Here is a 26,794-nt window from a genome sequence, read left to right as displayed (position 1 = left end):
TTAGCGCGTTTTCAGCCGCCAGCGGATTTTTGACAGCCAGGTATCGACCTGGGCATACCGCATCTGCCGGATTTTTTTTCGCGGTACGCCGCTGTTGCGGCATACCTCAGCCACGCGGTTGAAGGTGCGCAGTGTTTCCGGCTCATAATGGTAGTAGCCGTACAGCGCTTTCGACATGCTTTTCACTTCCGAGAAACAGTTGGCGAGCATTAAGGCCGCCAATTGTCGCAAAGGCTCATCATGCGGGTGCTGATCGATAAAACGCAGCGTTTTATCGATGGCAAACAGCATATCTTCAATATCTTTGGCTTTGACGTTGCGGGTGATGCCCTGGCTGTTATCCCGATAGAAATAGAGCTCATGATCGAGATGGGCGATTTTCCGGGTTTTGAAATACTGGAACGGCGTGAAGATAACGTCTTCATAGCGCCGGCCGTTCTCGAATGATTCCCCGTCCAACAGCGTACGTCGGTAGACCCGGCTCCAGAGATGCCACATTGAGCGGGCAAACAGCGGAGCGAGGCAGGACAGGCCCTGGTTGTCAAAATCATAAACGCTGCGGCGGACGGTTGTCTGGTGAGGCAGCACTGGCGGGGCATCGATAAACTTTTGATAATTAAAGTCGATCAGGTCATCTTCATCGGCCAGTAGCAACGGCCGCAGAATGGCCAGGTAGTCGCCGCTCAGCAAATCGTCCCCGTCAAGGAAGGTAATATAGCGTCCACGCGCGTGTTGTAGCCCGATGTTCCGGGCACAGGCGATGCCGCCATTTTTCTGTGAGATAAAGGTCACATGCGGATGCGGGATTTCTGCCAACAACTGGCGTACCCGATCGGCGGAAGCATCGGTTGAGCCGTCGTCAATGATGACCACTTCAATATCATCGCCGATTTGGTCGAACAGTGAACCCAGGCTGGCGACAACGAAATCCTCATTATTGTAAAAAGGCACAATAAAGCTGAGCAGCAGCGGTGATGAGTTCATATCGTTCAATCCTGGGAAACCGGCATTTTCTTCATTGAAAGCACGCTGGCAATAATCGCCAGGCAAAAAATTGCCGTACCTTCAGTACTAAAGAATATGACGTCGCTGAGCCCATACACAAACAGGCTGAAGGTCACCCCTAACAATAACGCATTACGATGTGGCTTAAGAGAACTGACGAATAAGCCAACGTAGAGCGCGAGTAAAAACAGCACACCCCAAACACCTTTGAGCGAGTAGGTTTCCAGCAGCTCGTTATGCAGATGCACATTGATATAAGGCATGACGCCGGACAGATGGGGCTCGTGGGCAACTATGGCGCGGATTTCTTCCCCGCGTTGTTCTGCGGATTGGCCCAGCGGCGCCGCCGAACCGGCGCGTATTGCGACGATCTGCATTGAGATGCGGGAAATAATCGAGTTCTCGGTCTGCGGTTGATCGATCAGCCGCATATCGGTCTGAAATGCCGCGATGCGCTGCTCTATTTGTGATTTGAAGACCAAGCCGCAGGCTAGCAACAGCAGCGGCACTGAGGCTATCAGCAGGATCTTGTGCTTATGGGATATCAGTTTTTTCGTCGCCAGTATCGACAGGCCAATCGCTACCGGATAGACCAGCATGGCCGCTCGCGTTCCGGTGAGCACCAGCGTAGAGAACGTAACCAGGAAGCCAATGATATACAAAGGGATTCTGTAATTACTGCGCAGCATCAGTATCGCCTGCAGCATCACCAGATTGATGGCGGTAATCAGGTAGGCGGCGACAGTGGCGCGATCGAAGTTGATTTCTATACGCGGAATATCCAGCCACAACCCTTGGTAAAGCGAATAACCGTTGACCGCGATGCCGGTCGCCAGCGCGACGACAACAAACGCGCGCTGTATGCAAAGACGTTCATTTAACGCAATCAACAGGATAAACGCGGTAGCGATCAGCAATTTCCCGGTCGACATATAGGAACGGTAAATATTGATGTATTCACCGGGCTGCTTGAAATGGTTCATCCAGAAAATCGTCGACATGCCTACACAGAAAAACAGGACCGGCAGAATTAAGTTTCTTTTGTTTCTAACAAAATACTTCATGTTCAGGCAGACGGCGATAAACGAGATATAGCTGGAAATATAAAACAGATTGCGCCCGGTGGCGGAGCCAAAGGGGATAGTGCAAAAAGCGATAGCGCATCCCAAATAAATAAGATAGCTGAAGGCGGGATGCGGGGTTGTTTCTTTTAGCAGCATGGGGCTGGGTTTCCTGCTCATATCACGTTTGGGCAATAAATGATTTCAGCGCATCATCAAACTCGGTCTTGAACATAGCGTAGCTGAAATGTTCGACGGGGTAACGCTGCGCATTTCGGCTCATGGTTTGGTAGGTTTCCGGCACCATCAGTTTTTCGATCGCATCGGCGCACTCCAGGTGCGACAGCAGCTTTGGCACCACCAGGGCATCGGTTGCCGGATCGTAAACATCGTGAGGGAAATCCACCTTGATGCCGGTCAGTCGGTAATGTTCTTCGATTGTCACTGCAGGCGTCAGCCCAATACCGCACTGCCCGTCCTTGATCACTTCAGGCTGGCCATCCACCTGCGGGAAAATCACCGGCACGCCAAAATACAACGCTTCCATACAGGATAAGCCGAAGGGTTCGGTAATCGGCGTGCTCATATAGATATGGGTACGGTTGAAAAAGTCGGCCACGTTATCCTGAAAGCCGCTGAAGGTGACTCGGTCGGCCAGTTCGAGTTTTTCTGCCAGTGCTTCAAACGCCGCCCGATCCGGCCCCTTGCCGGCGATTTCCAGGGTGACATCATGCCCGCGGCGCAGCAACTCTTGCAGCGTCAGCAATGAAACGCTGATGCCTTTCAGGCTCACCAGGCGAGACGCCGTACCTATCCTCACCGGCTGGCTCAGTGGCTTCAAACTATCATGGATACCGATAGGGGTTTTAAGCCGGTTAATCACCACGTGATTGGGGCAGGGCAGGTTAAACCGCAGCGCCATCACCCGCTTTGAGGCGTAAGACGCAGAGATGCAGCCGTCCAGCATGGCAAGGAATCGTAATGTCTTTGGATTTTTCGGATAGCGCCAGGAGCAGCCATGATCGTAATAAATCAGTTTGCCGCGTTTAGGTTTCGCTGCCAGGCCGGGTACAAGATCCCAGACAATCACTACGTCGGCGTTGGCTTTCTCGATTTTTCTGTTCAGCAGGTATTTGCGCAAGAATTGCGGGCAACGCAGCGGGAACGCGTTAATCAACCGGTTGGCAAAGGTGATCTTCTGGTCAGGCATTTGCCGACGGATTTCTTCACCGACCTCACCGCTGATGCAAATGACTTCGTTGCTGCCATCGGTCGTGTCGTTGATATACTGCAGGAACAGACGTTCGACACCACCCATTTTCCCTAAATTGATAATGTGCAGTTTTTTCATCAAATAACCTTTTGCAACTCTGCCCAGACTGCGTCAGCGGTGAGGGTCGCCATGCTTTTTTCCGGAGAAATCAGGGAATGCTGATTTTGCCCGTAGCCGCCGATCAATCCCGGATCGGTCGGGCCAAACAGCGTGATATTAGGCCTGTCGAGCGCAGCGGTCAGGTGGCTGAGGCCGGTATCGACCGAGACCACGCCTTTCGCGCCTGCCAGCACCTCGGCTACCTGCTGCAGGCTGAGTTTTGGCAGCACCTCTACGTGCGGGAAGCTTTCTGCCAAACGCAGCGCACGCAGGCGTTCGTGTTCCGCGCCCCATGGCAATTTGATCTTCAGCCCGCTTGGCGCCATCAGCTCAATCAATTCGCGCCAGTGCGACTCAGGCCAATGTTTCTCATCGCGGGTCGTTGCGTGCAAAAACACCAGGTATTGCCCGGCATCGGCCGGCAGGTGGCTGAGAAAGCGCGCCGCAATGGCGTAATCGCCGTAGCTTTCCGGCTTGTCGTAGCCCAGGCTTTTGGCGAACAGCTCACGGGTGCGCTCCACGGCGTGCTGCTGTTTGTCGATCTCATGACGGTGGTTGTAGAACCAGCTGGCAAAGGGTTCGCGGGCGCTCTTGGCATCCTGGCCGTGCTTGCTGCCTTTGGCGATGCGGGTGATCAATGCGGCGCTTTTGATTAGTCCCTGGGCGTCGATCACCACGTCGTAGGTGCGCTCTTGCACCAGACGTTTAAAATCGCAACGCTCCTGACGGGTCTCGCTGCCAAACCAGTTTTTGCGCCAGCGGCGGATCGCCACCGGGATCACTCGGTCTACCGCCGGATGCCAGGTGGGGATCTGGCTGAAACCTTCCTCCACCACCCAGTCGAAGCGAATGCCGGGAATGGCCTGCATGGCGTCGGTCAACGCCGGTAGCGTATGGAGCACGTCTCCCATCGAGGAGGTTTTTACAATCAACACCTGCATGCTTATTTATTCCTCGCTGGCGGCAAGTAACGGCGTCAGCGCGTCCAACACCTGCTGTGGCTGAATATCGATCAGGCTCTGATGGTAACCCTGATCGGCATCGCCTTTGCGTATCTTATGGTAACCACTGATTAAGCGGATCACTTTGGCTTTATCGGACAGCGGCGGCGTGAAATCCGGGCTGCTTGGCCCGTACAACGCTATCAGCGGCTTATTCAAGGCCGCAGCAACGTGCATCAGGCCTGAGTCGTTGCTGACCACGGCCTGGCAGGACGCCAGCAGGATCACGGCCTGCTCCAGCTGGGTTTCCCCAGCCAGATTCATGCAAAATCCTCGGGCACCGTCATCCAGCGCCGCGCGAATTTGTTCGCCCGCTTCGTGATCCTTGGCTGATCCGAACAGCGCGATTTGATAACCCTGGTCGATCAGCATCTGGGCCAGCCGGGCGTAGTGGTAGTGCGGCCAGCGTTTGGCCGGGCCAAATTCGGCCCCCGGGCAGAAACCGATAATCGGCCGATTATCGGTCAGGTTGAAGGCCGCGGTGGTTTCGGCAATTTCTTCGTCACTCACCTGCAACTGCGGCCACAGCAGCGGCTGCGGCAGATCTTCGGCGCGATGGATGCGTTGCTTGTCGTAAGCCAGCGCCACATAGCGCTGTACCATCAATGGAAAGGCGGCTTTGTCCAGGACGCGGAGATCATTGAGCAGGCCGTAGCGCATTTCGCCACGCCAGCCGGTACGCTGCGGCACCTGAGCAAAGAACGGCACCAATGCGGATTTGAACGAGTTCGGCAGCACGTAAGCGCGATCATAGCCGTTGGCGCGCAGGGCGCGCCCCAAGCGCCGGCGTTCACCGAGCGCCAGCGCGCCGTGGCCTAACGGCATCGGCAGGGCCTGATTGACCTCCGGCATACGCGCCAGCAACGGACGGCACCAGGCGGGTGCCATCACGTCAATTTCCGCTGTCGGGTGCTCGGCCTTCAGGGTGCGGTAGAGACTTTGCGACATCATCATATCGCCAACCCACGAAGGGCCGATAACCAGTATTTTCATACCCTGAGTGATTTCCTTCAGCTTAAGCGGTGCGGTTCAACCAGGCCATGTACTCTTTCACGCCTTCGGCGACCGTTTTGAACGGCGCGTCATAGCCGGCAGCGCGCAACTTGGTCAGGTCGGCCTGGGTAAACGCCTGGTAGCGGCCCTTCAGCTTTTCCGGGAACGGGATGTTTTCCACCGCGCCTTTCTGGTGGAAATCGACTACCGCGTCGGCCACCGCCTGGAAGGTTTCTGCACGGCCGGTGCCGCAGTTGAAGATGCCGGACACGCCGCTTTTCCAGAACCACAGGTTTACCGCAGCCACGTCGCCGACGTAGATAAAGTCACGCTTGAAGTCCTGGCTGCCGTCGAACAGTTTCGGGTTCTCGCCGCGGTTGATCTGGCTGTTCAGGTGGAATGCAACGCTGGCCATGCTGCCTTTGTGGCCTTCGCGCGGGCCATAAACGTTGAAGTAACGGAAGCCGCAGATTTGTGAATCCGCTTCAGGCAGGATTTCACGTACGTACTGATCGAACAGGAATTTGGAGTAACCGTACACATTCAGCGGCTCTTCAAACTGGCGCTCTTCGATAAATTCTTCACGGCCGCCGTAGGTGGCTGCCGATGAGGCGTACAGGAACGGGATTTCGCGATCCAGGCAATAATGCAGCAGGTCTTTGGAGTACTGATAGTTGTTGTCCATCATGTACTTGCCATCCCACTCGGTGGTGGATGAACAGGCACCTTCATGGAATATCGCGTCGATTTCACCCAGATCGTCACCGGCCACGATGTTGGCGATAAAATCTTCTTTATCGATATAGTCGGCGATATCCAGATCGACCAGGTTGGCGAATTTGGTGCCGTCTTTCAGGTTATCTACCACCAGGATATCGCGATACCCTGTGTCATTCAGCGCCTTAATGATATTGCTGCCGATCATGCCGGCGCCACCAGTAACGATAATCATTGGGTTACCCCTATTATTCTGCCCGGTGGGACAGGGTGCCCCACGCTCAATGCCGCTTATAATAGCATTTCATGCCGCCGCAAACATCGGACGGGCTCCGAATATCCCGCGATGTCGAGCATCAAAGCACTTTGCCGTGATATCTGCTGCAATTTTCATATTCTCTCCTGTGTATTGTCGTCAGTTTGGTTACAAATCAGTAAAATATGTGGGAAACAGACCCATCCTGGAGATAACCGAATGTCCGCGTCTTTTTATCAGCAGTTGGAACAACAGCTTGCAACCGCCCGTAGCGAAGGGTTGTTCAAGGAAGAGCGCATTATCACCACCGCTCAGCAGGCAGATATCGCCGTTGCCGACGGCCGTCATGTGATCAACTTCTGCGCCAACAACTACCTTGGCCTGGCCAACCATCCGGCGATGATCGCGGCGGCCAAGGCCGGTATGGACAGCCACGGTTTCGGCATGGCGTCGGTGCGCTTTATTTGCGGCACCCAGGACAGCCATAAGCAGCTGGAACAGAAATTGGCCGACTTCCTCGGTATGGAAGACGCTATCTTGTATTCCTCCTGCTTCGATGCCAATGGCGGGCTGTTCGAAACGCTGCTTGGACCGGAAGATGCGATTATCTCCGACGCGCTGAATCACGCGTCGATCATCGATGGTGTACGTCTGTGCAAGGCGAAGCGTTACCGCTATGCCAATAACGACATGAACGAGCTGGCCGCACAGCTGAAACAGGCCAAAGCCGATGGTGCGCGCCACATCATGATCGCTACCGACGGCGTGTTCTCCATGGACGGCGTGATCGCCAACCTGAAAGGGGTATGCGATCTGGCGGACCAGTATCAGGCGCTGGTGATGGTGGATGATTCCCATGCGGTAGGCTTCGTTGGCGCCAACGGGCGTGGCACCCACGAGTATTGTGAGGTGATGGGCCGCGTCGACATCATTACCGGCACTCTGGGCAAAGCGCTGGGCGGCGCTTCCGGCGGTTATACCGCGGCGAAAAAAGAGGTGGTGGAGTGGTTGCGCCAGCGTTCGCGGCCTTATCTGTTCTCCAACTCGCTGGCGCCGGCGATTGTCGCCGCTTCGATCAAAGTGCTGGAACTGCTGGAGCAGGGCGATGCGCTACGCGATCGTCTGTGGGCCAATGCGAGCCTGTTCCGCGAAAAAATGACCGCGGCGGGCTTTGAGCTGGCCGGGGCCGATCACGCCATCATCCCGGTGATGTTGGGTGAAGCAAAGTTGGCGCAGGAGTTCGCCAACGCGCTGCTCAAGGAAGGCATTTATGTGACCGGTTTCTTCTATCCGGTGGTGCCGAAAGGCCAGGCGCGCATCCGTACCCAGATGTCTGCTGACCACACCCCGGAGCAAATTGAACGTGCGGTCGCGGCGTTCATTCGTATCGGTAAGGATCTTGGCGTTATTGCATAAGGTAAAACCATGAAAGCATTGTCAAAACTGAAAGCGGAAGAAGGGATTTGGATGACCGATGTGCCTCAGCCGGAGCTGGGCCATAACGACATCATGATTAAAATCCGTAAAACCGCGATCTGCGGTACCGATGTTCATATTTATAACTGGGATGAATGGTCGCAGAAAACCATCCCGGTACCTATGGTGGTCGGCCACGAGTACGTGGGTGAAGTGGTTGCCATGGGTCAGGAAGTGAAAGGGTTTAACGTCGGGGACCGCGTTTCGGGCGAAGGCCATATCACCTGTGGCCACTGCCGTAACTGCCGTGGCGGCCGCACCCATCTGTGCCGCAACACCATTGGCGTGGGCGTGAACCGTCCGGGCTCCTTTGCTGAATACCTGGTGATCCCGGCGTTTAACGCTTTCAAGATCCCGGACAATATTTCCGATGAGCTGGCGTCAATCTTCGACCCGTTCGGCAACGCGGTTCATACGGCGCTGTCGTTCGATCTGGTTGGCGAAGATGTGCTGGTTTCCGGCGCCGGCCCGATAGGCATTATGGCCGCTGCGGTGTGCAAGCACGTTGGTGCCCGCCACGTGGTGATCACCGACGTGAACGAATACCGGCTGGAACTGGCGCGTAAAATGGGCGTGACCCGTGCGGTGAACGTCAGCAAAGAAAACCTGAACGACGTGATGGCCGAGCTGGGTATGACCGAAGGGTTCGACGTGGGGCTGGAAATGTCCGGCGCGCCACCGGCGTTCCGTACGCTGCTGAACGCGATGAACCATGGCGGGCGCATCGCCATGCTGGGTATTCCACCGTCGGATATGTCGATCGACTGGAATCAGGTGATCTTCAAAGGGTTGTTTATCAAAGGGATTTATGGCCGTGAGATGTTCGAGACCTGGTATAAGATGGCGGCGCTGATCCAGTCTGGTCTGGATCTGACGCCTATCATCACCCACCGTTTCTCGATCGATGAGTTCCAGCAAGGCTTTGATGCCATGCGCTCCGGGCAGTCCGGAAAAGTGGTTTTGAGCTGGGATTGACAGTAAAAAGGGCCGGAAAATTCCGGCCCTGATTTTATGCTTTCGGTTTGTCTGGCGCTGAGCCGACCCAGCGATGCCACTGACGCTTGATAAACTCTGCCGCCGGCGACTGTGTCACGCTTTCGCCGATCACGCTTATCGCCTTGCCTGCGTTGACTTTTTCCTTCGGCAACTTGACCTTGCACTGCTTGATACCGCCGGTGAACGGGTTCTTCGGCTGCGGTTTCTGCGGCTTGACCGGAGGTGGAACGTAACTCCCGCCACCGCTGTTGCTCTGCGGTTCATTCAGCAGCGAACTGGGTTTCACCAGCACGATATCGGCCGGCAACGTCGACAGCATTTGCTGCAGCACTTTCACCGTCGCCGGGCGTGGATGGCCTATCGCGATGGCAGAACCGTTGCGCCGTGCCAGCTCGACCGCACGGTTAAACTGGCGGCGAATATCGGCCTCGTTGGCGGTATCGTCCAGGAACACTTTACGCTTGATGACCTTCACCCCGGTGCCTGCAGCGGCACGGGTGGCCTGGCTATTGCCGATGGTCATGCTATCGAGAAAATACAGGCGGTAACTTTCGAGCGCCTGCATGACTTTCTGCATGCCCGGCAGGCTGGAGGTCATGGCGCTGCCCATGTGGTTGTTCATCCCGACCGCATAGGGCACATTATTCACCGCATTGCGGATGATGCGCTGGATCTCTTCGCTGCTCATGGAGGGCTGCAGCGTATCGCGCTCCAACGGCTGTTTGCTGAGCGGCGCCATTGGCATGTGAATCAATACTTCGCGGCCCTGGCTGTGGGCGCGGGTGGCCATTAAACGGGCGTGGGGGGCGTTGGGCAGCACGGCAACGGAGATCGCCGTCGGCATTTGCAGCACGGCGCCTTCCTCGTGCGGCCGATAACCCACGTCATCGATAACGATGGACAACTTCCCTGCCTGTGCGGCGTAAACCTGCAGCAGACAGCCAATCAATACGACAGTACGGGTTTTGATATAGCGCAAATCTATCTTCCCAACCACGGTAGTGGGTTAACCGCCTGACCTTGACGACGGATTTCGAAATAAAGCGATGGCGTTCCCTGGCCCCCGCTGGTGCCGACCAGGGCTATCGGCTGCCCGGCGCGGACCTGCGCCCCGACGTTGACCAGCGCGCTCTGGTTGTAGCCATACAGGCTCATATCGCCTTTACCGTGCTCGACTACGACGACCAGGCCATAGCCTTGCAGCCAGTCGGCCAGCAAGACGCGGCCGTCGGCAATGGCTTTCACTTCGCTGCCTTCGGCGGCCGAGATCACCATGCCTTTCCAGCGTAACTCACCCTGCAATTGTTCACCGAAGCTGTGCAAGGTGCGGCCACGAACCGGCCACATCGCTTGTCCGCCTGGTCTGCCAAGGCCGCCGGTACGGGCTATCAGCGAGCGATCGGCTTCGCTAGGTTTGTAACTGGTGCCGGTTTTCTTCGCCTGCTGTTCTTTGGCGCGCATTTGCTCGCGCACCTTGGCGGCTTCACGCGCTTCACGTTCGGCACGGGCGCGGGCTTCACGTTCAGCTCGGGCAATTTTATCGCGCATGCGGGTTTCGTTCTGACGCAGTTCCACCAGCCGCTGCTGATCTTTTTCCAGCGAAGCTTCCAGTGCGGTCAACGTTTGCTTACGTGCGCCACGAGCCTGCTCCAGCTTCTGCTGTTGCGTCTGCTGTTCGCCCAGCAGCGATTTCTGTTGGCCCTGTTTGGCCACCAGCGTGGTTTTTTGCTTTGCCAGCTCGGCACGGGTTTGCTTCAGTTCTTCGATAGTTTGCTGACGCGCCTCGTTCAGATAGCTGAAGTAAGCCAGAATACGCTCGCTGCGCTGGCTCTCCTCACCGCTGAGGATCAGTTGTACGGCACTGTGTTGCCCCTGCCGGAAAGCGGCGTCGAGCTGTTTGGCGAGGATCTCTTGCTGAGTAGACTGCTGCTTTTGCAGCTTGGCGATGGAGGCGTTCAGGCCGGAAATGTCTTTCCCCAGTTGGCTTAGCGTGCCCTGGGTATCACGCAGCAGGCGGCTGGCCTGCGCGATGGTTTTTTCCTGCTGTTTAAGCTGATCCTGCAATGAGCTGCGTTGCTGCTGCTGCTGTTTAACCGCCTTCTCTTTTTCGGCGATGCTTTGCTGGATGTCTTTGAGCTGGGATTTGTTGTCTTCCGCCGCCTGTCCGGCTAACGGCAACAGCAATACGCCAGCGCAAAATACGCTGGCGCACATGGCGGTCAACTTCCTTGGCGCGGTGCGTTCAGGCAGCGGCTGGCTGCCTGCGTTTGCGCTTCGGGTTACCCTTGATAGTGCAAAAAACGCCTTCTCCCTCATGGAGAAGGATTATTCCACGATGAACAGCGGCTTACCAGTCATCTCTTTCGGGATTTCCATTCCCATCAGCGTCAACATGGTCGGCGCGATATCGGAAAGCTTGCCGCCATTGACCGCGCGAGCAGGCTTGCCGACGTAAATCAGCGGCACCGGCAGGCTGGTATGGGCGGTATGCGCCTGACCGGTGGCCGGATCGCGCATTTGTTCGGCGTTGCCGTGATCGGCGGTGATCAACAGCTGCCCGTCAACGGCCTTAACGGCCTCCACGACCTGCGCGATGCAGCTATCGAGGGTTTCCACCGCTTTCACCGCCGCGTCATAGACGCCGGTATGGCCCACCATGTCGCCGTTCGGGTAGTTGCAGATAATGGCGTCGTATTTGCCGCTGCCGATGGCACTCAGCAGTTTGTCGGTCAGTTCGGCTGAACTCATTTCCGGTTGCAGATCGTAGGTGGCGACCTTCGGCGAGTTGACCAGCACGCGTTCTTCGCCTTTGAACGGCTCTTCCACGCCGCCGTTATAGAAGAAAGTGACATGCGCGTATTTTTCGGTTTCCGAGATGCGCAACTGAGTTTTGTCGTGCTTCATCAGCCATTCGCCGAAGGTGTTGCTTAACGACGCCGGCGGGTAGGCGCAAGGGGTTTTGATGTCGGCGGCATATTCGGTCAACATCACGAAATCACCGAAGTTCACCACCTTGGCGCGGGGGAATCCGCCGAAATCGGCATTCACGAAGGCGCGAACAATCTGGCGCGCGCGATCGGCGCGGAAGTTCATGAAAATCAGCGCGTCGCCATCCTGCAAAGCGGCAGAGGCTTCACCGGTGGCCTGAAGCACGGTCGGTTTCACGAACTCGTCGTTTTCGCCGCGCTCATAAGCGGCTTGCAGTGCGGTAACGGCGTTATCGGCCACGTAATCGCCCTGAGCCTCAGTCATCAGATCATAAGCCAGTTGAACACGGTCCCAGCGGTTGTCGCGGTCCATGGCGTAATAGCGGCCAATCAGCGAGGCGATGCGCCCGACACCCAGTTTGGCAAAGGCGTCGCTAAAGCGTTGCAGCGAGTTTTCTGCGCTGCGTGGCGGAGTGTCACGGCCGTCCAGGAAGGCGTGCAGGTACACGGCTTTCGCGCCGCGTTGAGCGGCCAGTTCAATCATGGCCAAAATGTGGTCTTCGTGACTGTGCACGCCGCCCGGCGACAGCAGGCCCATGATATGCACCGCTTTGCCCGCCTGTACGGCCTTGTCGACCGCCGCCGTCAGCGTCGGGTTGGCGAAGAAGTCGCCGTCTTTGATTTCTTTATCCAGTCGGGTCAAATCCTGATAAACGATGCGTCCGGCGCCCAGGTTGACGTGGCCCACTTCCGAGTTGCCCATCTGGCCATCAGGCAAGCCCACGTCCAGGCCGGAAGCGGCGATCAGGGTGTGCGGCTGCTGTTGCCACAGGCGATCCATCACCGGCGTTTTGGCGTTCAGAATGGCATTGTCCTGTTGCTCCTCCCGATGGCCGTAGCCGTCCAGGATCACCAGCACCATCGGCTTTTTGTTACTCGACATTGCATTAACCTCGTTATGAACTTTTAAGTTGTGAATAGCCATCTGCCCGCGATCGGAATGATGGCTATTCACCTTAAAACCGCCTGATTTTACAACGCGCACGATTAAAAAGAGCCCCGAGAGATCAAAGTTGCGGCGAACAAGACCGGCTTTTATGCTCTGACGTTAGGAATTTCTCAGCGTACTCCGCAGTTTCTGCAATAGCGCTTGCTTATTGGCTGTATTTGCCGCACTCGGCAGGTATACTCTGGAGCCTTGACTTATTTTATCCCTTAACTGACGGGAGTTGTTACACCCCATGCTGCAAGAAATTATGCAATTCGTTAGCAAGCATCCGATACTGAGCCTGGCTTGGATTGGCTTGCTGGTTGCCGTGATCGTCATGACGTTCAAAAGCCGTTTCTCCAAGGTGAAAGAGATCGCTCGTGGTGAAGCCACCCGCCTGATTAATAAAGAAGATGCCGTTGTGGTTGATACCCGCAGCCGTGATGATTTCCGTAAAGGCCACCTGGCCAATGCCATCAACCTGACGGCGAGCGAAATCAAAAGCGGCAGCCTGGGCGAGCTGGAAAAACACAAGGCTCAGCCGATCATCGTGGTTTGCGCCAACGGCACCGCCTCTCGCGAGCCGGCGGAAAACCTGAGCAAGGCCGGTTTCGAAAACGTGGCCACGCTGAAAGACGGTATTGCCGGCTGGAGCGGGGAAAACCTGCCGTTAGTGCGCGGTAAGTAATTCTTTAATGTATTTGAGGTGGTAATCCATGGCTAACATTGATATCTACACCAAAGCGACCTGCCCGTTCTGCCATCGCGCCAAAGCGTTGCTGAACAGTAAGGGCGCGGCGTTTAACGAAATCGCCATTGATGGCGATAATGAAAAACGCGAAGCGATGATTGCGCGCAGTGGGCGCACCACCGTGCCTCAGATTTTCATCGACGACCGGCATATCGGCGGCTGCGATGATTTATATGAACTCGATGCTCGTGGTGGTCTGGATCCGTTGCTATAAGCGGACCACTGCCGGTTACTGAGTGTCAATAAGGACGTTTAACCAAGGGTATTACACACATGTCAGAACAAAACAGCACAGAGATGGCTTTCCAGATTCAGCGCATTTACACCAAGGATATCTCCTTCGAAGCGCCAAACGCTCCGCAGGTTTTCCAGCAGGAATGGCAGCCAGAAGTTAAACTGGATCTAGATACCGCTTCCAGCCAGTTGGCTGACGAAGTGTATGAAGTTGTACTGCGCGTAACCGTGACTGCGTCTCTGGGCGAAGAAACTGCGTTCCTGTGTGAAGTGCAGCAGGCGGGCATTTTCTCCGTTGCAGGCATCGACGGCACGCAGCTGGCGCATTGCCTGGGTGCATACTGCCCGAACATTCTGTTCCCGTATGCGCGTGAGTGCATCACCAGCCTGGTTTCTCGCGGCACATTCCCGCAACTGAACCTGGCCCCGGTTAACTTCGACGCGCTGTTCATGAACTATCTGCAACAGCAGGCGGAAGGCGAAGGTGCCGCACCACATCAGGATGCCTGATGAACACCGTCAATGCTTCAATGACCGTTATCGGTGCCGGCTCGTACGGCACCGCATTAGCCATTACGCTGGCGCGTAACGGCCACCCCGTGGTGCTGTGGGGGCATAACCCAGAGCAAATTCAAAAATTGCAGCGTGACCGCTGCAATCAGGCATTTCTTCCCGACGTTGCCTTCCCCGATACGCTGCTGCTCGAAGCCGATCTGGCACGTGCGCTGGCTGCCAGTCGCGATGTGCTGGTGGTAGTGCCAAGCCATGTGTTCGGTGACGTATTGCGCCAGCTAAAGCCGCATCTGCGCCCGGATGCCCGCATCGTGTGGGCGACCAAAGGGTTGGAAGCGGAGACCGGCCGGCTGCTGCAGGACGTAGCGCGCGAAGCGCTGGGCGATGATATCCCGCTGGCGGTGGTCTCAGGGCCAACCTTTGCCAAAGAGCTGGCCGCCGGGCTGCCGACCGCGATTGCGCTGGCCTCCACTGATACTCAGTTCGCTGAAGATCTGCAACAGCTGCTGCATTGCGGTAAAAGCTTCCGCGTTTACAGCAACCCCGATTTTATCGGCGTGCAGTTGGGGGGGGCGGTGAAGAACGTGATCGCCATCGGCGCCGGGATGTCAGACGGTATCGGCTTTGGCGCCAATGCGCGTACTGCATTGATTACCCGTGGTCTGGCGGAAATGAGCCGCCTCGGCTCGGCGTTGGGTGCCGATCCCTCGACCTTCATGGGCATGGCCGGTTTGGGTGATCTGGTGCTGACCTGCACCGATAATCAATCGCGCAACCGCCGTTTCGGTATTATGCTGGGGCAGGGAAAAGGCGTGCAAGAAGCGCAAGACAGTATCGGTCAGGTGGTTGAAGGCTATCGCAATACCAAAGAGGTGTTGGCGCTGGCGCAGCGACACGGTGTGGAAATGCCGATTACCGAACAGATTTACCAGGTGCTGTACTGCCATAAAAATGCCCGGGAAGCCGCGTTGAGCCTGTTAGGGCGCACCAGAAAAGACGAAAAGCACAGCGTCTAATCCCCATACCCTGGGGATTTCAGGTTGCAGCCAACGGTGCTGCGGCTTGAAGGGTGACAAGTATAAAACCGATAGGCGGGGCAGCAAGCTGACCCCGGCAATTGATTTGGGCTGCCTGACCGTGATGCGGTGAGGCAGCCTGTTTTGCAAGGTGGAGAGGAACCTGATGTCGTCAGAAGAGTTAGAGCAGGTCTGGAAGAGCATCAAATCAGAAGCGAGAGAGCTGGCTGAGTGTGAACCGATGCTGGCTAGCTTTTTCCATGCGACATTGCTCAAGCATGAAAACCTGGGCAGTGCGCTCAGCTATATTCTGGCAAACAAGCTGGCAAACCCGATTATGCCGGCTATCGCGGTACGTGAAGTGGTGCAAGACGCCTACCTTGCCGATAAGCAGATGATCGTCTCGGCTGCGCGCGATATCCTGGCGGTGCGCCTGCGCGACCCGGCGGTAGATAAATACTCGACGCCGCTGCTGTATCTGAAAGGTTTCCATGCGCTGCAGGCTTACCGTATCGGCCACTGGCTGTGGTTGCAGGGGCGTCAGGCATTGGCGATTTACCTGCAGAATCAGATTTCGGTTGCCTTTGGCGTGGATATCCACCCAGCGGCTACCATCGGCTGCGGTATTATGCTCGACCATGCCACCGGCATCGTTATTGGTGAAACCGCAGTAGTAGAAAACGACGTGTCCATCCTGCAGTCGGTCACCCTTGGCGGTACCGGCAAAACCAGCGGCGATCGTCATCCGAAGATCCGAGAAGGCGTAATGATTGGTGCCGGGGCTAAAATTCTTGGCAATATCGAGGTGGGCAAAGGCGCAAAAATCGGTGCCGGCTCGGTAGTGTTGCAATCGATACCGCCGCATACCACCGCCGCCGGGGTGCCGGCGCGCATCGTCGGCCGGCCGGAAAGCGATACGCCTTCGATGGACATGGATCAGTACTTCAACGGCACTAATCAGGGTTTTGAGTTCGGCGACGGCATTTAAACCGGTTTGCTGATGCATAACATCGGGGGAGCTTTTGGCTCCCCCGATGTTTTCCGGCAGAGAATTAACCCTGTTTCGGGAATTTCACGATATCGGTAACCATGCTATCGATAGCCGCTTTGACCTCGTTCGCCGTCACCGGCGCGGAGTCATTGCTGACGGTCTTGCCATAGCCCTTACGCACCACTTCCATCACCGTTTTGCCGGTATCCTGATCGATCAGTTGCGCTTCGAGGAACAGCGTGGTGTTTTGCGTGCGGTGCCCGCTGGCGGCCATGGTGCTGGCGATCACTGCGGTAACCGGGGTGACTTCATAGAACTTCAGATCTTCATTTTCAGCCGACACGGCGGTGATCGCCACTTTGGCGAGCAGCACGCGCGATCCTGACGGGCTTTGCAGCACGGTCATTCGCTCGCTCAGTGCGGCGTTGATTCGCTGATTGGCGTAGTCTTTGATTTTGTTCAGCGTATCCTGGTTGACGCGTGCCGTCGGTTTGGCCGCCGGGTAATAGGTCACAGGAGAAAAATAGACGCCCCGGTAATTGGATTCTTTAAAGGTAGGATCGATCCAACGCAGCGTTTTATGGCCGGTGGCCGATTCGGTTTCCTGCAGCTTGCTGTAATCGCTCAGAAAACCTGAATACTGCTGCTTATTTGCTACTTTAGACGAACAGCCCGCCAACAACAGGCCTGTTGCCAGCACCGCCATGGCAACGCTCAAGCGTTTTTTTTTCATACGATTTCCTATGATGAATGTCTATTACCCTTACAAAACATAGCTCATTATCCTCTATTGCAGCGAATGTTTTGGGGCCAGACGTGCACTGTCTTTACATACTTTGTCAGGATCGTGATGCGTCGCGGGTTTTAGAGGTTGAGCGCACGTGAAAGCGCAAGCAATGCAGCTTCAGCCCTCTCCAGCGTCGTTTCCTGAGCTTTTTGCCATTCTGGCAGCAGCGGCCAGAGATCTTGCTGATTTTCGGCTTGTCGGCACCAGACAAAACGATCGTGCCAGTCGCCCAGTGCGTTTTGCGCCACTTTCAGGCTGGCGGCGGCTTCCGGTGTGATAAGCGAGAACTGTGGGTAGGCATCGGTAACATAGCGTACCCGCTTGATCAGCAGGCGCAGCCGGTGGCGATCGTAGTGCCCGTCGGCCAGCGCCAGACGCAGCTGTTTCACCTGCCGGGACAGGCGATGGGCAACGCGGCGTTTTGTGTGTCGGCATTTGGATTTATGGAAGCTTTTTGGCCAGTCATGCAGCAAGTTGGGGAAGCGGAACAGCAAGGGATGTGACGCAAGGGTGAGGTTGCGGCTTTGCAATTCGGTTTTGCGGACGTTGGTCTGCCACTCTAGCGGATGTCGCGCCAGCTCGGCGATCAGCACTTCCAAATCGCGTATCGGCGTGGTGAGTTTTCCCAGGCTGGCGGCGGCGTTGTCGAGTTGTGCGACGCCGGGTGTGCCGCGCAATGGCCTCAGCAAGCTCCTGATACGCCTTAGGTTGATGCGTACGTCGTGCAGAGCCTCAGTGTCCGTCGTGTCCTGTAAACGCGACAGCGCCTGATTCAGCGCGTTCTCGAGCCTGCGGAAGTGGGCGATAATACTCTCGGTGAAAGCCATGCGATGTCCCCGGAGAGGTGATCTGTTCAGATTATCCTCCCCGCAGGGCGGGTTGTCACCGCTTAAGGCTTAATCAGTGCACCGGCATAGTCCAACTGCCGCCAGGCTTCGTACACCACCACCGCGACGGCGTTCGACAGGTTCATGCTGCGGCTTTGCGCCTGCATGGGTATGCGGATTTTCTGTTGTGCAGGCAAGGCCTCGAGGATCTCGGCGGGCAAGCCGCGCGTTTCCGGCCCAAACAGCAGGTAGTCGCCGGCCTGATAGCTGACCGCGCTGTGTGCTGGGGTACCTTTGGTGGTCAGGGCAAACAGCCGCTGCGGGTTTTCGCTGGCGATAAAGGCGGCGTAATCGGCGTGACGCCGGATATTGGCGAATTCATGATAATCCAGCCCGGCGCGGCGCAGCCGTTTGTCATCCCACGGAAAACCCATCGGTTCTATCAGGTGTAACTGGAAGCCGGTATTGGCGCACAGACGGATAATATTGCCGGTATTGGGTGGAATTTCAGGTTCAAATAAAACGATGTTCAGCATGTAAAAGGCCCCTCATGAAGAGGGGCGCAGAATAACAAAATCTTGCCGATCTGTCTTAGGCGATCAACGCTGGTGCAGAGGTAGCCACAGCACCAGCCGCAGGCCGCCGAGCGGGCTGTCTTCCGCCTTCACCCAGCCGCGGTGTTGATTGACCGCCGCCTCAACGATCGCCAGGCCCAGACCGGTGCCGCCCGATGCGCGATCGCGTGCTTCGTCGGTACGGTAGAACGGCCGGAAAATCTGCTCGCGATCTTCCTCGCTGACACCAGGACCGTCGTCGTCGACCACAATAGTGATGCCCTGACTGTCGGCGCTAAACGCTACGGCAATACGCGTGTTTGAATAGCGCAGGGCGTTACGCACGATGTTTTCCAGCGCGCTGTCTAATGCGCTGGCGTTGCCGAATAGCGCCCAAGGGCCTGGAGGGGCGCTGACTTCCAGGTGTTTGCCCATTTGCTCGGCTTCGAATCCGGCGTCATCCAGCACGTCGGCCCAGAGTTCGTTGGCCAGCAGCCGCTCACGTGCCAACTCGCTTTTTTGCTGCCCGCGCGACAGCACCAGCAGATCGTTGATCATCGAGTCCAGACGTTGCGCCTCGGTTTCGATGCGCGCCAGTTCATGGCCTTCGCCGTGACGACGGCGCATTAGCGCGGTAGCCAACTGCAGGCGGGTGAGCGGTGTGCGCAGTTCATGCGAGATGTCGGAGATTAGCCGCTGCTGGGCGGTCATCATGCGCTCCAGCGCACTCACCATCTGGTTGAAGCTGGCACCGGTGGCCAGAAATTCTTGCGGCCCAGATTCCAGCTCCGGATGTTGTTTCAGGTTGCCGCGGGCGACGTCATCGGCGGCGTTTTTCAACTTACGCGCCGGTTTTGCCAGGCTCCAGGCCAGCCACAACAGTAAGGGGGCGCTGATCAGCATGGTGACGATCAGCAGCAGCAGCGGCCGGTCGAACATCAGGTTGATAAAATCGGATTGTGGGCTGTTGGCGGGACGAATGAGATATAACTGGTAGTTGTCCTCGCCATCGCGCACGGAGAACGGGCCGACCAGTTCGACGCGACCGTATTTTTTCTTCTTCGGATGATCAGAGTTATCAGACTGGCCGATAAAGTTACGCACCAGCTGCATTTCGTTGCGCTGCATGTTACCAATCACGCGGCCTTCGCTGGTGACCAGAAGCAGGCGCTGCCCTGGCGGGGCCCATTTTTCAATGGCGCGAAATAAGCGCCGCCACCACATCAGGTCGTTGGCCGGATCGTTTTGCAACTCGGCCTCGACGTGTTGTTCCAGCATTAACCCCTGCCGCTGCTCGCTGTCCAGCAGGGAGGTCATTTGGCGGGAGTCGAGCTTGGGCACCATCAACACCAGCATCAGCACCAGGGCCAATGTGAACCAAAAAATGGCGAAGATACGTGCCGTCAAACTGTTGATCATGTTGCAGATACCATTAAATAACCCCGGCCGCGCAGGGTCTTGAACCACGGATGGCCGTCTTTGCGGTTCGGCAGCTTACGTCGCAGGTTGGAGATATGCATGTCGATGGCGCGATCGAATGGCGTCAGGCGCTTGCCCAGCACTTCCTGGCTCAGCAGCTCACGCGACACGACCTGGCCAAGGTGCTGCGCCAGCAGGTACAACAGGGTAAATTCGGTGCCGGTGAGATCCAGCGTTTGGCCGTCAAAGCTGGCCTCCTGGCGGCCCGGATTGAGCTGCAGGCCGTCAACGTCCAGCGTCGGTGCGCCGGTATCGACATTTTGCTGCTGTTCGCTCCAGTTGGAACGGCGCAGGATGGCGCGGATACGCGCCACCAGTTCACGATCGTTAAAGGGTTTCGGCAGGTAGTCATCGGCACCCAGTTCCAGGCCCAGCACGCGATCCAGTTCGCTGCCGCGGGCGGTCAACATAATAACCGGCGTCTGGTGATGCTGACGCAATTCTTTCAAGGTATCGATACCGTTTTTCTTCGGCATCATGATATCGAGCAGCAGCAGATCGATGGAGCTGTCGAGCAGCGACAACGCCTGTTCGCCATCGTAAGCAACGACGATAGTAAAACCTTCCATTTCAAGCAGTTCTTTTAACAGCGAGGTCAGCTCGCGGTCGTCGTCAACTAACAGAATTTTATTCATTATGTTTTACCTCCTGACGCAAAATACGTCATCAACTGTTGGCATTCCATGACTTTACGTAGTTTTACATGCACTGACGCATGTTTGCAGGTGCAGCAGTACACTGCTCCTCGTTGATTCGCAAAGTGAGAAAGAACGAGGAGTTAGAATGCGTAAGGTAACCGCATTAGTTATGGCATCAATGCTGGCAATAGGTTCTACCGCTGCGTTTGCTGCTGACACTACTTCGGAAACTGCACCGACTCCCGGAAATGATGCGATAACCAGAGTCCCTGGCCAGCACCACATGTTTGACGGTGTCAGCCTGACTGAGCAGCAGCGTCAGCAAATGCGCGATTTAATGCGCCAGGCTCGCCACGATCTGCCTGGTGTCAATGTAGCTGAAATGGAAGCCATGCATAAACTGGTGACCGCAGACAAATTTGATGAAGCCGCCGTGTATGCTCAGGCGGAAACAATGGCCCAGCAACAGGTTAAGCGCCAGGTCGAAATGGCCCGGGTGCGTAATCAAATGTATAACCTGCTGACGCCACAGCAAAAAAGCGTTTTAGACCAGAAACATCAGCAGCGAATGCAGCAGATGGAGCAACAAATTTCTGGTTTGCAGCAAACTTCTGCCCAGAAGTTGAGTATGACTGAGTAGTCCCCTGTTTTTCCTTGCCATAGACACCATCCCTGTCTTCCCCGCCATGATGGCGGGGCTTTTTTTGCCCGTCATTCCGTTATACTGACCCTCTCATGTTTTACCCAAGGTGGGTTATGGAACCGCAATATGCGCGTCTGGTGAAGTCCGCCGCGTTAGCTGCCACCGTGTTGGCCTCCACGCTGTTACTGATAAAAATTGTCGCCTGGTATCGCACCGGTTCGGTGAGCCTGCTGGCTGCGCTGGTGGATTCCCTGGTGGATGTTGCCGCGTCGCTGACTAACCTGCTGGTGGTGCGCTACTCGTTGCAACCGGCCGATGAGGAACATACCTTCGGGCATGGTAAGGCGGAGTCGCTGGCGGCGCTGGCGCAAAGCATGTTTATTTCCGGCTCGGCGCTTTTTCTGTTTCTGACCGGTTTTCAGCATCTGTATTCGCCGGACACCTTGCGTGATCCCGGCATCGGTATTGCCGTGACAATCGTTGCGCTAGTCAGCACCCTGATCCTGGTCACCTATCAGCGTTGGGTGGTAAGAAAAACTCGCAGTCAGGCCGTACGAGCAGATATGCTTCATTATCAGTCAGATGTCATGATGAATGGTGCTATTCTTATTGCGCTTGGGCTAAGCTGGTACGGTTTTCAGCGGGCAGATGCGCTGTTTGCATTGGGAATTGGTGTCTACATTCTCTATAGCGCGCTGCGGATGGGCTATGAAGCGGTACAATCGCTGTTGGACAGGGCATTACCGGATGACGAGCGCCAGGCGATTATCGACGTAATCTCTTCCTGGCCGGGGGTGAAAGGCGCGCACGATCTGCGCACACGGCAGTCCGGCCCGACGCGTTTTATCCAGTTGCATCTGGAAATGGATGATGCGTTGCCGCTGATGCAGGCGCATATTCTGGCCGAGCAGGTGGAGCAGGCGCTGTTGCATCGTTTTCCGGGGGCGGATGTCCTCATCCACCAGGACCCTTGTTCCGTGGTGCCATCGGGCCGGCAGGGGCATTGGGAGCTATAATTCATGCAGGGCGGTCAGGATAAGTACGGCAGGCGAATAACGAGTTAGCTCAGCGTGCCATGTCGATTTTTTACCGTAATATTGCGTGACTTGAATCAATTCAGCTGGGTGTTTTTGTTATAATATCCAGCAATAAAGCCGTAACGCTGGTTTTCTGCAGCCGGAGAGGTTCCAAGGCAATCGGCGAATACAGAATTCTTAAGAAATTGCATCTACAGTTCAGAGGTAGTCATGATCAAGAAAATCGGTGTACTGACGAGTGGCGGTGATTCGCCGGGTATGAATGCTGCGATCCGTGGCGTTGTGCGTGCCGCGCTTTCGGAAGGTCTGGAAGTTTTTGGTATTTACGATGGCTACCTTGGTTTGTACGAAGATCGCATGGAACGGTTGGACCGCTATAGCGTGTCCGATATGATCAACCGCGGTGGTACTTTCCTTGGTTCAGCGCGTTTCCCTGAGTTCAGAGACGACAGCGTACGTGCCAAGGCGATTGAAAACCTGAAAAACCGCGGTATCGATGCGCTGGTGGTGATCGGCGGCGACGGTTCCTATATGGGGGCCAAGCGCCTGACGGAAGAGGGTTTCCCTTGTATCGGCCTGCCGGGCACCATTGATAACGACGTGGCCGGTACCGACTACACCATCGGTTTCTTCACCGCGCTTGAAACCGTGGTTGAAGCGATTGACCGTCTGCGCGACACCTCATCTTCGCATCAGCGTATTTCCATCGTTGAAGTGATGGGACGTTATTGCGGCGATCTGACGCTGGCTGCGGCCATCGCCGGTGGCTGTGAATTCATCGTGTTGCCTGAAACCGAATTCAACCGCGAAGACCTGGTCTGTGAAATCAAGGCCGGCATCGCCAAAGGCAAAAAACACGCGATCGTGGCGATCACCGAGCACATCTGCGATATCGATGAACTGGCGCGCCATATCGAACAAGAAACCAAGCGCGAAACCCGTGCTACCGTGCTGGGGCATATTCAGCGCGGCGGTTCGCCGGTGGCTTACGATCGTATTCTGGCTTCCCGCATGGGCGCTTACGCCATCGAACTGCTGTTGCAGGGCTACGGTGGCCGTTGCGTCGGTATCCAGAACGAGAAGATGGTGCACCACGACATCATCGATGCGATCGAAAATATGAAGCGTCCGTTTAAGGGCGACTGGTTGGATACGGCGAAAAAACTGTACTGATCCCCGCCCAGCCCAGCAGTCACAGCCTCCGCATGCGGGGGCTTTTTTTTGTCCGGCGCGTTTATATTCCATAATCGTCTAGCCCAAAATTTTTAATTCTTTAATTGGTGAGAGAGTTTCTGGCAGGCTCTGATGCTAAATCAACCGATTGAGGTTGCGATTATTTTCCTGGGAGAACGAGTCGATGCGTAAATGGGGTGTAGGTCTGACAATAATGCTGCTGGCGTCCGGTGCCATGGCGAAAGATATCCAACTGCTGAACGTTTCGTACGACCCGACGCGTGAGTTCTATCAGGAATATAACACCGCATTCGGTAAGTACTGGCAGCAGCAAACCGGCGATAAAGTGACTGTGCGTCAGTCGCATGGCGGTTCCGGCAAGCAGGCCACCTCGGTGATTAACGGTATTGAGGCCGACGTGGTAACACTGGCGCTGGCCTATGATGTGGATGCTATCGCCGAACGTGGGCGCATCGACAAAGACTGGATCAAACGTCTGCCGGACAACTCCGCGCCTTATACCTCGACCATTGTGTTCCTGGTGCGCAAAGGCAACCCAAAACAAATTCACGACTGGGCCGATTTGATTAAACCGGGTGTGTCGGTGATTACACCGAATCCGAAAACCTCCGGTGGTGCTCGCTGGAACTATCTGGCTGCCTGGGGTTACGCGCTGCACCACAACAATAACGATAAAGCCAAGGCGCAGGAGTTCGTGAAGAACCTGTATAAAAACGTTGAAGTGCTGGATTCCGGTGCGCGTGGCTCAACCAATACCTTCGTTGAACGCGGTATCGGCGACGTGCTGATTGCCTGGGAAAACGAAGCGTTGTTGGCGGAAAAAGAGCTGGGCAAAGACAAGTTTGAAATTATTACCCCGAGCGAATCGATTCTGGCTGAGCCGACTGTCTCAGTGGTAGATAAAGTGGTCGATAAGCGCGGCACTCGCGATGTGGCTACGGCTTACCTGAAGTATCTGTATACGCCGGAAGGACAGACTATCGCGGCGAAAAACTACTATCGCCCGCGTGATGCGGCAGTGGCGGCCAAGTTTGCCGACCAGTTCCCGAAACTGAAGCTGTTCACCGTGGATGATACCTTCGGCGGCTGGACCGAAGCGCAGAAGGTGCACTTTGCTACCGGCGGCGTGTTCGACGAGATCAGCAAGCGCTGATGTTTTTGTGACGGCAATAAAAAACCCCGGCATGCCGGGGTTTTTTATTTATGAGCCGAATGAAATCAGGCTTTTTTAGCGGCTGCAGCGGCTTTGACGATCACGGCGAAAGCGTCAGCTTTCAGTGATGCGCCGCCAACCAGCGCGCCGTCGATGTCCGGCTGGGTGAACAGCTCGGCAGCATTCTTATCGTTCACAGAGCCGCCGTACTGGATAATCACTTCTGCAGCTACGGCTGCGTCCTGCTTGGCGATGTGATCGCGGATAAATTTGTGTACTGCCTGTGCCTGCGCAGGAGTAGCTGATTTGCCGGTACCGATGGCCCAAACTGGCTCATAAGCGATAACGGTACCTTTGAACGCTTCCGCGCCCTGGGTTTTCAGCACGGCGTCGATCTGGCGTGCGCAAACTTCTTCGGTTTTACCCGCTTCGTTTTCTGCATCGGTTTCACCGATGCACAGCACCGGGATCAGACCAGCCGCTTTCAGCACGGCAAATTTTTCGGCGATCGCAGCGTCGGTTTCTTTGTGGTAAGTGCGACGTTCGGAGTGGCCGATGATGATGTATTGCGCGCCTACATCTTTCAGCATGTCAGCGGAAACTTCGCCGGTGAATGCACCGGACAGGTTCACGTCTACATTTTGAGCGCCCAGAGCAATGCGGCTGCCGGCCAGAGCGTGCTTGGCCTGATCCAGGTACATCACCGGCGGTGCGATAGCCACGCCACAACCGTCAACGCTGCTCAGTTCATTGCGCAGAGCGGCAATGAGTTCGTTAACCATGTGAGTGCTGCCGTTAAGCTTCCAGTTACCCATAACTAATGGATGACGCATGTTTTTTCCTCCAACAAGGGAACGCGAGAGTCGAAATAACCACTGCCGGACCGGCAGTTTACCTGCCCAACAGTATAGAGATGATTAAGCGCGAAGGCTTTGCTTTTCGTCATTAAATACCGTGCTGTTAAGGCTCGGATAGCGTCAGCTTAACCGGTTCAACAGCGAAAGTTATCCCTTTATCGCCGTTGTCCGATACCACGTAGCGGATCGCGCCGACCTGCTGTTGGTAGAAGCGTGAGCCTTTGCCCTTTTCCAACAGGCTGGCCACTTTCGCCAGGCTTTGCTCCACCGTCAACGCCGGTTCAAATTGGCGCATCAGCGCGGCCATGTAGCTGACGGCAATGCTGCGGGCGGCCTTTTCTTCGCTGCTTTGTTGCAGCGGCAGGTGAGTGATCTGCAGCGTTTTGATTTTACCGGTGCCTTTTTCCAGCGCGGTGGAGGCATAGAGGTTTTCATTCAGCTTGCTGGCGGCACGGGTCAGCAGGGGCGAGTCGTCTTCTGCGGTTGCAATGGCGCGAAATTCGCCGATCGGCAGCGTTGGATTATCGCGGTTGTATTTTTCGCGGAATATTACCACCGTCAGATCAAACGTCGGCGCACCGGCCAGCAGGTAAGGTGCGGCGGGCGACGTACTGGCGGCGGCATCCGGTGGATCGGCCCAGGCACTGCTGATACCCAGCAACAGGCAGGCGATGGCGATGGATTTTCTCAGCATGGCATACACGGCATCAAGAACAAAGATGGCTCCGATTAAAGCGATAACCGAGGGGGATTGTCAAAGATCCCGCGCCATTATCGCTCGCTGACAGGAAAGCTGTGCGTTACTCCGCGTAATGCAGGGCGTAAATCTCTGCCCGGCGGCGCCTATGTTACACTGCGCGACAGAATATGGGCAGGCTAAGAGCACAGGAATCGATGACGTTACAGCAGTGGTGTTTTTCTTTTAAGGGCCGTATCGGGCGGCGTGACTTCTGGATTTGGATGGGTGCCTGGCTGGTCTTGATGGCCGTCGCCTTTACGCTGGCGAATTACCAACTGGTGGCTATCCAGTCGATAGCGTTCTTTATCGTTGCGTTGCTGTGGCCAACCACGGCGGTGCTGATCAAGCGCCTGCACGATCGCAACAAGGCCGGCTGGTGGGCGCTGCTGTTGATTCTGGCGTGGATGCTGGCGGCGGGCAATTGGCAGATGCTGGCGCCAATCTGGCAGTGGGGCGTCGGGCGTTTTATCCCGACGCTGATTCTCGTGATGATGATGATTGATCTGGGCGCCTTTGTCGGCACCCCAGGGAACAACCGTTTCGGCCCGGAAGCCGAGCCGGTCAGGTTCCGCAGTAAATAAGCCTGCGG

At 56.1% G+C, this 26,794-nt stretch carries 28 protein-coding genes; 12 read left to right on the top strand and 16 right to left on the bottom strand.

Annotated features, from left to right (window positions below):
* The 6 genes from SERAS12_RS24640 to rfaD are packed head-to-tail and all read right to left on the bottom strand — an operon-like array spanning position 1 to position 6,384.
* Positions 1 to 984 carry a glycosyltransferase gene (locus tag SERAS12_RS24640; protein ID WP_013815019.1) on the bottom strand — a complete coding sequence of 328 codons (984 nt, stop codon included), beginning with the start codon at positions 982 to 984 and terminating at the stop codon, positions 1 to 3.
* A 5-nt stretch (positions 985 to 989) separates the two neighbouring features.
* The gene (locus tag SERAS12_RS24635) at positions 990 to 2,225 is read right to left on the bottom strand and encodes an O-antigen ligase (RefSeq protein ID WP_013815018.1); all 1,236 of its coding nucleotides are present in this window, start codon (positions 2,223 to 2,225) and stop codon (positions 990 to 992) included.
* Positions 2,226 to 2,247: 22 nt separating this feature from the next.
* The gene (locus SERAS12_RS24630) at positions 2,248 to 3,417 is read right to left on the bottom strand and encodes a glycosyltransferase family 4 protein (protein ID WP_013815017.1); all 1,170 of its coding nucleotides are present in this window, start codon (positions 3,415 to 3,417) and stop codon (positions 2,248 to 2,250) included.
* Positions 3,417 to 4,379: a lipopolysaccharide heptosyltransferase RfaC gene (gene rfaC, locus SERAS12_RS24625; protein ID WP_013815016.1), complete on the bottom strand. Its 963-nt coding sequence runs from the start codon at positions 4,377 to 4,379 to the stop codon at positions 3,417 to 3,419. The genes SERAS12_RS24630 and rfaC overlap by 1 nt, the downstream gene beginning before the upstream one ends.
* A gap of 6 nt (positions 4,380 to 4,385) precedes the next feature.
* Positions 4,386 to 5,432 carry an ADP-heptose--LPS heptosyltransferase RfaF gene (rfaF, locus tag SERAS12_RS24620; RefSeq protein WP_013815015.1) on the bottom strand — a complete coding sequence of 349 codons (1,047 nt, stop codon included), beginning with the start codon at positions 5,430 to 5,432 and terminating at the stop codon, positions 4,386 to 4,388.
* 22 nt (positions 5,433 to 5,454) lie between these two features.
* Complete coding sequence (gene rfaD, locus SERAS12_RS24615; protein WP_013815014.1) at positions 5,455 to 6,384, bottom strand: ADP-glyceromanno-heptose 6-epimerase; 930 nt, start codon at positions 6,382 to 6,384, stop codon at positions 5,455 to 5,457.
* A 240-nt stretch (positions 6,385 to 6,624) separates the two neighbouring features.
* Here rfaD and kbl point away from each other — a divergent pair, with 240 nt between their 5' ends.
* Both kbl and tdh read left to right on the top strand, forming a co-directional pair.
* The gene (kbl, locus tag SERAS12_RS24610) at positions 6,625 to 7,821 is read left to right on the top strand and encodes a glycine C-acetyltransferase (protein ID WP_013815013.1); all 1,197 of its coding nucleotides are present in this window, start codon (positions 6,625 to 6,627) and stop codon (positions 7,819 to 7,821) included.
* Positions 7,822 to 7,830: 9 nt separating this feature from the next.
* Positions 7,831 to 8,856, top strand: coding sequence for an L-threonine 3-dehydrogenase (tdh, locus tag SERAS12_RS24605; RefSeq protein WP_004953275.1), 1,026 nt, complete (start codon positions 7,831 to 7,833; stop codon positions 8,854 to 8,856).
* A 34-nt stretch (positions 8,857 to 8,890) separates the two neighbouring features.
* Here tdh and SERAS12_RS24600 read toward each other — a convergent pair whose 3' ends face one another.
* From SERAS12_RS24600 to gpmM, 3 genes are read right to left on the bottom strand one after another with little or no spacing between them, the layout of a single operon-like run.
* A complete protein-coding gene (locus SERAS12_RS24600; protein ID WP_041416506.1) occupies positions 8,891 to 9,856 on the bottom strand; it encodes a divergent polysaccharide deacetylase family protein in 966 nt (321 codons plus the stop codon).
* A 2-nt stretch (positions 9,857 to 9,858) separates the two neighbouring features.
* The gene (gene envC / locus SERAS12_RS24595; RefSeq protein ID WP_013815011.1) at positions 9,859 to 11,193 is read right to left on the bottom strand and encodes a murein hydrolase activator EnvC; all 1,335 of its coding nucleotides are present in this window, start codon (positions 11,191 to 11,193) and stop codon (positions 9,859 to 9,861) included.
* A 9-nt stretch (positions 11,194 to 11,202) separates the two neighbouring features.
* Positions 11,203 to 12,747 (bottom strand): 2,3-bisphosphoglycerate-independent phosphoglycerate mutase, encoded by a 1,545-nt coding sequence (gpmM, locus tag SERAS12_RS24590; RefSeq protein WP_013815010.1) that lies wholly within the window; start codon positions 12,745 to 12,747, stop codon positions 11,203 to 11,205.
* A gap of 298 nt (positions 12,748 to 13,045) precedes the next feature.
* On the opposite strand from gpmM, the gene SERAS12_RS24585 reads away from it, so the two are divergent.
* From SERAS12_RS24585 to cysE, 5 genes are all read left to right on the top strand, one after another.
* Complete coding sequence (locus SERAS12_RS24585; protein ID WP_013815009.1) at positions 13,046 to 13,480, top strand: rhodanese-like domain-containing protein; 435 nt, start codon at positions 13,046 to 13,048, stop codon at positions 13,478 to 13,480.
* Between the two features lie 28 nt (positions 13,481 to 13,508).
* Entirely contained in the window at positions 13,509 to 13,757 is a 249-nt protein-coding gene (gene grxC, locus SERAS12_RS24580) for a glutaredoxin 3 (RefSeq protein WP_004953258.1), read from the top strand.
* 59 nt (positions 13,758 to 13,816) lie between these two features.
* Positions 13,817 to 14,287: a protein-export chaperone SecB gene (gene secB, locus SERAS12_RS24575; protein ID WP_004953255.1), complete on the top strand. Its 471-nt coding sequence runs from the start codon at positions 13,817 to 13,819 to the stop codon at positions 14,285 to 14,287.
* The gene (gene gpsA, locus SERAS12_RS24570) at positions 14,287 to 15,306 is read left to right on the top strand and encodes an NAD(P)H-dependent glycerol-3-phosphate dehydrogenase (protein WP_013815008.1); all 1,020 of its coding nucleotides are present in this window, start codon (positions 14,287 to 14,289) and stop codon (positions 15,304 to 15,306) included. Before secB ends, gpsA begins: the two co-directional genes overlap by 1 nt.
* Positions 15,307 to 15,472: 166 nt before the next feature.
* Complete coding sequence (cysE, locus tag SERAS12_RS24565) at positions 15,473 to 16,294, top strand: serine O-acetyltransferase (RefSeq protein WP_013815007.1); 822 nt, start codon at positions 15,473 to 15,475, stop codon at positions 16,292 to 16,294.
* Positions 16,295 to 16,358: 64 nt separating this feature from the next.
* Here cysE and SERAS12_RS24560 read toward each other — a convergent pair whose 3' ends face one another.
* The 5 genes from SERAS12_RS24560 to cpxR all read right to left on the bottom strand — a co-directional run bounded on the left by SERAS12_RS24560 (position 16,359) and on the right by cpxR (position 20,579).
* Positions 16,359 to 17,030 carry a DUF3313 domain-containing protein gene (locus SERAS12_RS24560; protein WP_004953244.1) on the bottom strand — a complete coding sequence of 224 codons (672 nt, stop codon included), beginning with the start codon at positions 17,028 to 17,030 and terminating at the stop codon, positions 16,359 to 16,361.
* A gap of 131 nt (positions 17,031 to 17,161) precedes the next feature.
* Positions 17,162 to 17,911 carry a CHAD domain-containing protein gene (locus SERAS12_RS24555; protein WP_013815006.1) on the bottom strand — a complete coding sequence of 250 codons (750 nt, stop codon included), beginning with the start codon at positions 17,909 to 17,911 and terminating at the stop codon, positions 17,162 to 17,164.
* Between the two features lie 62 nt (positions 17,912 to 17,973).
* Positions 17,974 to 18,447, bottom strand: a complete 474-nt coding sequence (trmL, locus tag SERAS12_RS24550; RefSeq protein WP_006317734.1) for a tRNA (uridine(34)/cytosine(34)/5-carboxymethylaminomethyluridine(34)-2'-O)-methyltransferase TrmL — start codon at positions 18,445 to 18,447, stop codon at positions 17,974 to 17,976.
* A 63-nt stretch (positions 18,448 to 18,510) separates the two neighbouring features.
* Positions 18,511 to 19,884, bottom strand: a complete 1,374-nt coding sequence (gene cpxA, locus SERAS12_RS24545) for an envelope stress sensor histidine kinase CpxA (protein WP_013815005.1) — start codon at positions 19,882 to 19,884, stop codon at positions 18,511 to 18,513.
* A complete protein-coding gene (gene cpxR / locus SERAS12_RS24540) occupies positions 19,881 to 20,579 on the bottom strand; it encodes an envelope stress response regulator transcription factor CpxR (RefSeq protein ID WP_004953234.1) in 699 nt (232 codons plus the stop codon). The genes cpxA and cpxR overlap by 4 nt, the downstream gene beginning before the upstream one ends.
* A gap of 148 nt (positions 20,580 to 20,727) precedes the next feature.
* On the opposite strand from cpxR, the gene cpxP reads away from it, so the two are divergent.
* The 4 genes from cpxP (at position 20,728) to SERAS12_RS24520 (ending at position 24,609) form a co-directional block, all read left to right on the top strand.
* Positions 20,728 to 21,222, top strand: coding sequence for a cell-envelope stress modulator CpxP (gene cpxP, locus SERAS12_RS24535; protein ID WP_004953231.1), 495 nt, complete (start codon positions 20,728 to 20,730; stop codon positions 21,220 to 21,222).
* Between the two features lie 116 nt (positions 21,223 to 21,338).
* Positions 21,339 to 22,241 (top strand): CDF family cation-efflux transporter FieF, encoded by a 903-nt coding sequence (gene fieF, locus SERAS12_RS24530; RefSeq protein ID WP_013815004.1) that lies wholly within the window; start codon positions 21,339 to 21,341, stop codon positions 22,239 to 22,241.
* A 231-nt stretch (positions 22,242 to 22,472) separates the two neighbouring features.
* Entirely contained in the window at positions 22,473 to 23,435 is a 963-nt protein-coding gene (gene pfkA, locus SERAS12_RS24525; RefSeq protein ID WP_004953227.1) for a 6-phosphofructokinase, read from the top strand.
* 184 nt (positions 23,436 to 23,619) lie between these two features.
* A complete protein-coding gene (locus SERAS12_RS24520) occupies positions 23,620 to 24,609 on the top strand; it encodes a sulfate ABC transporter substrate-binding protein (protein ID WP_004953224.1) in 990 nt (329 codons plus the stop codon).
* Positions 24,610 to 24,674: 65 nt separating this feature from the next.
* Here the strand turns inward: SERAS12_RS24520 and tpiA are convergent, their stop codons facing one another.
* Entirely contained in the window at positions 24,675 to 25,442 is a 768-nt protein-coding gene (tpiA, locus tag SERAS12_RS24515) for a triose-phosphate isomerase (RefSeq protein ID WP_004953219.1), read from the bottom strand.
* Positions 25,443 to 25,569: 127 nt separating this feature from the next.
* Positions 25,570 to 26,160, bottom strand: a complete 591-nt coding sequence (locus SERAS12_RS24510; RefSeq protein ID WP_013815003.1) for a DUF1454 family protein — start codon at positions 26,158 to 26,160, stop codon at positions 25,570 to 25,572.
* Between the two features lie 200 nt (positions 26,161 to 26,360).
* Between SERAS12_RS24510 and SERAS12_RS24505 the strand changes: the two genes are divergently transcribed.
* A complete protein-coding gene (locus SERAS12_RS24505) occupies positions 26,361 to 26,786 on the top strand; it encodes a DUF805 domain-containing protein (protein WP_013815002.1) in 426 nt (141 codons plus the stop codon).
* The last annotated feature ends 8 nt before the right edge of the window (positions 26,787 to 26,794 follow it).

Origin of the sequence: Serratia sp. AS12 (genome assembly GCF_000214195.1) — a bacterium.
In the GTDB taxonomy this organism is placed as follows: Bacteria; Pseudomonadota; Gammaproteobacteria; order Enterobacterales; family Enterobacteriaceae; genus Serratia; species Serratia plymuthica.
Note: the sequence above shows the minus strand (reverse complement) of the source record. Positions and strands in the feature narration are given on the sequence as shown.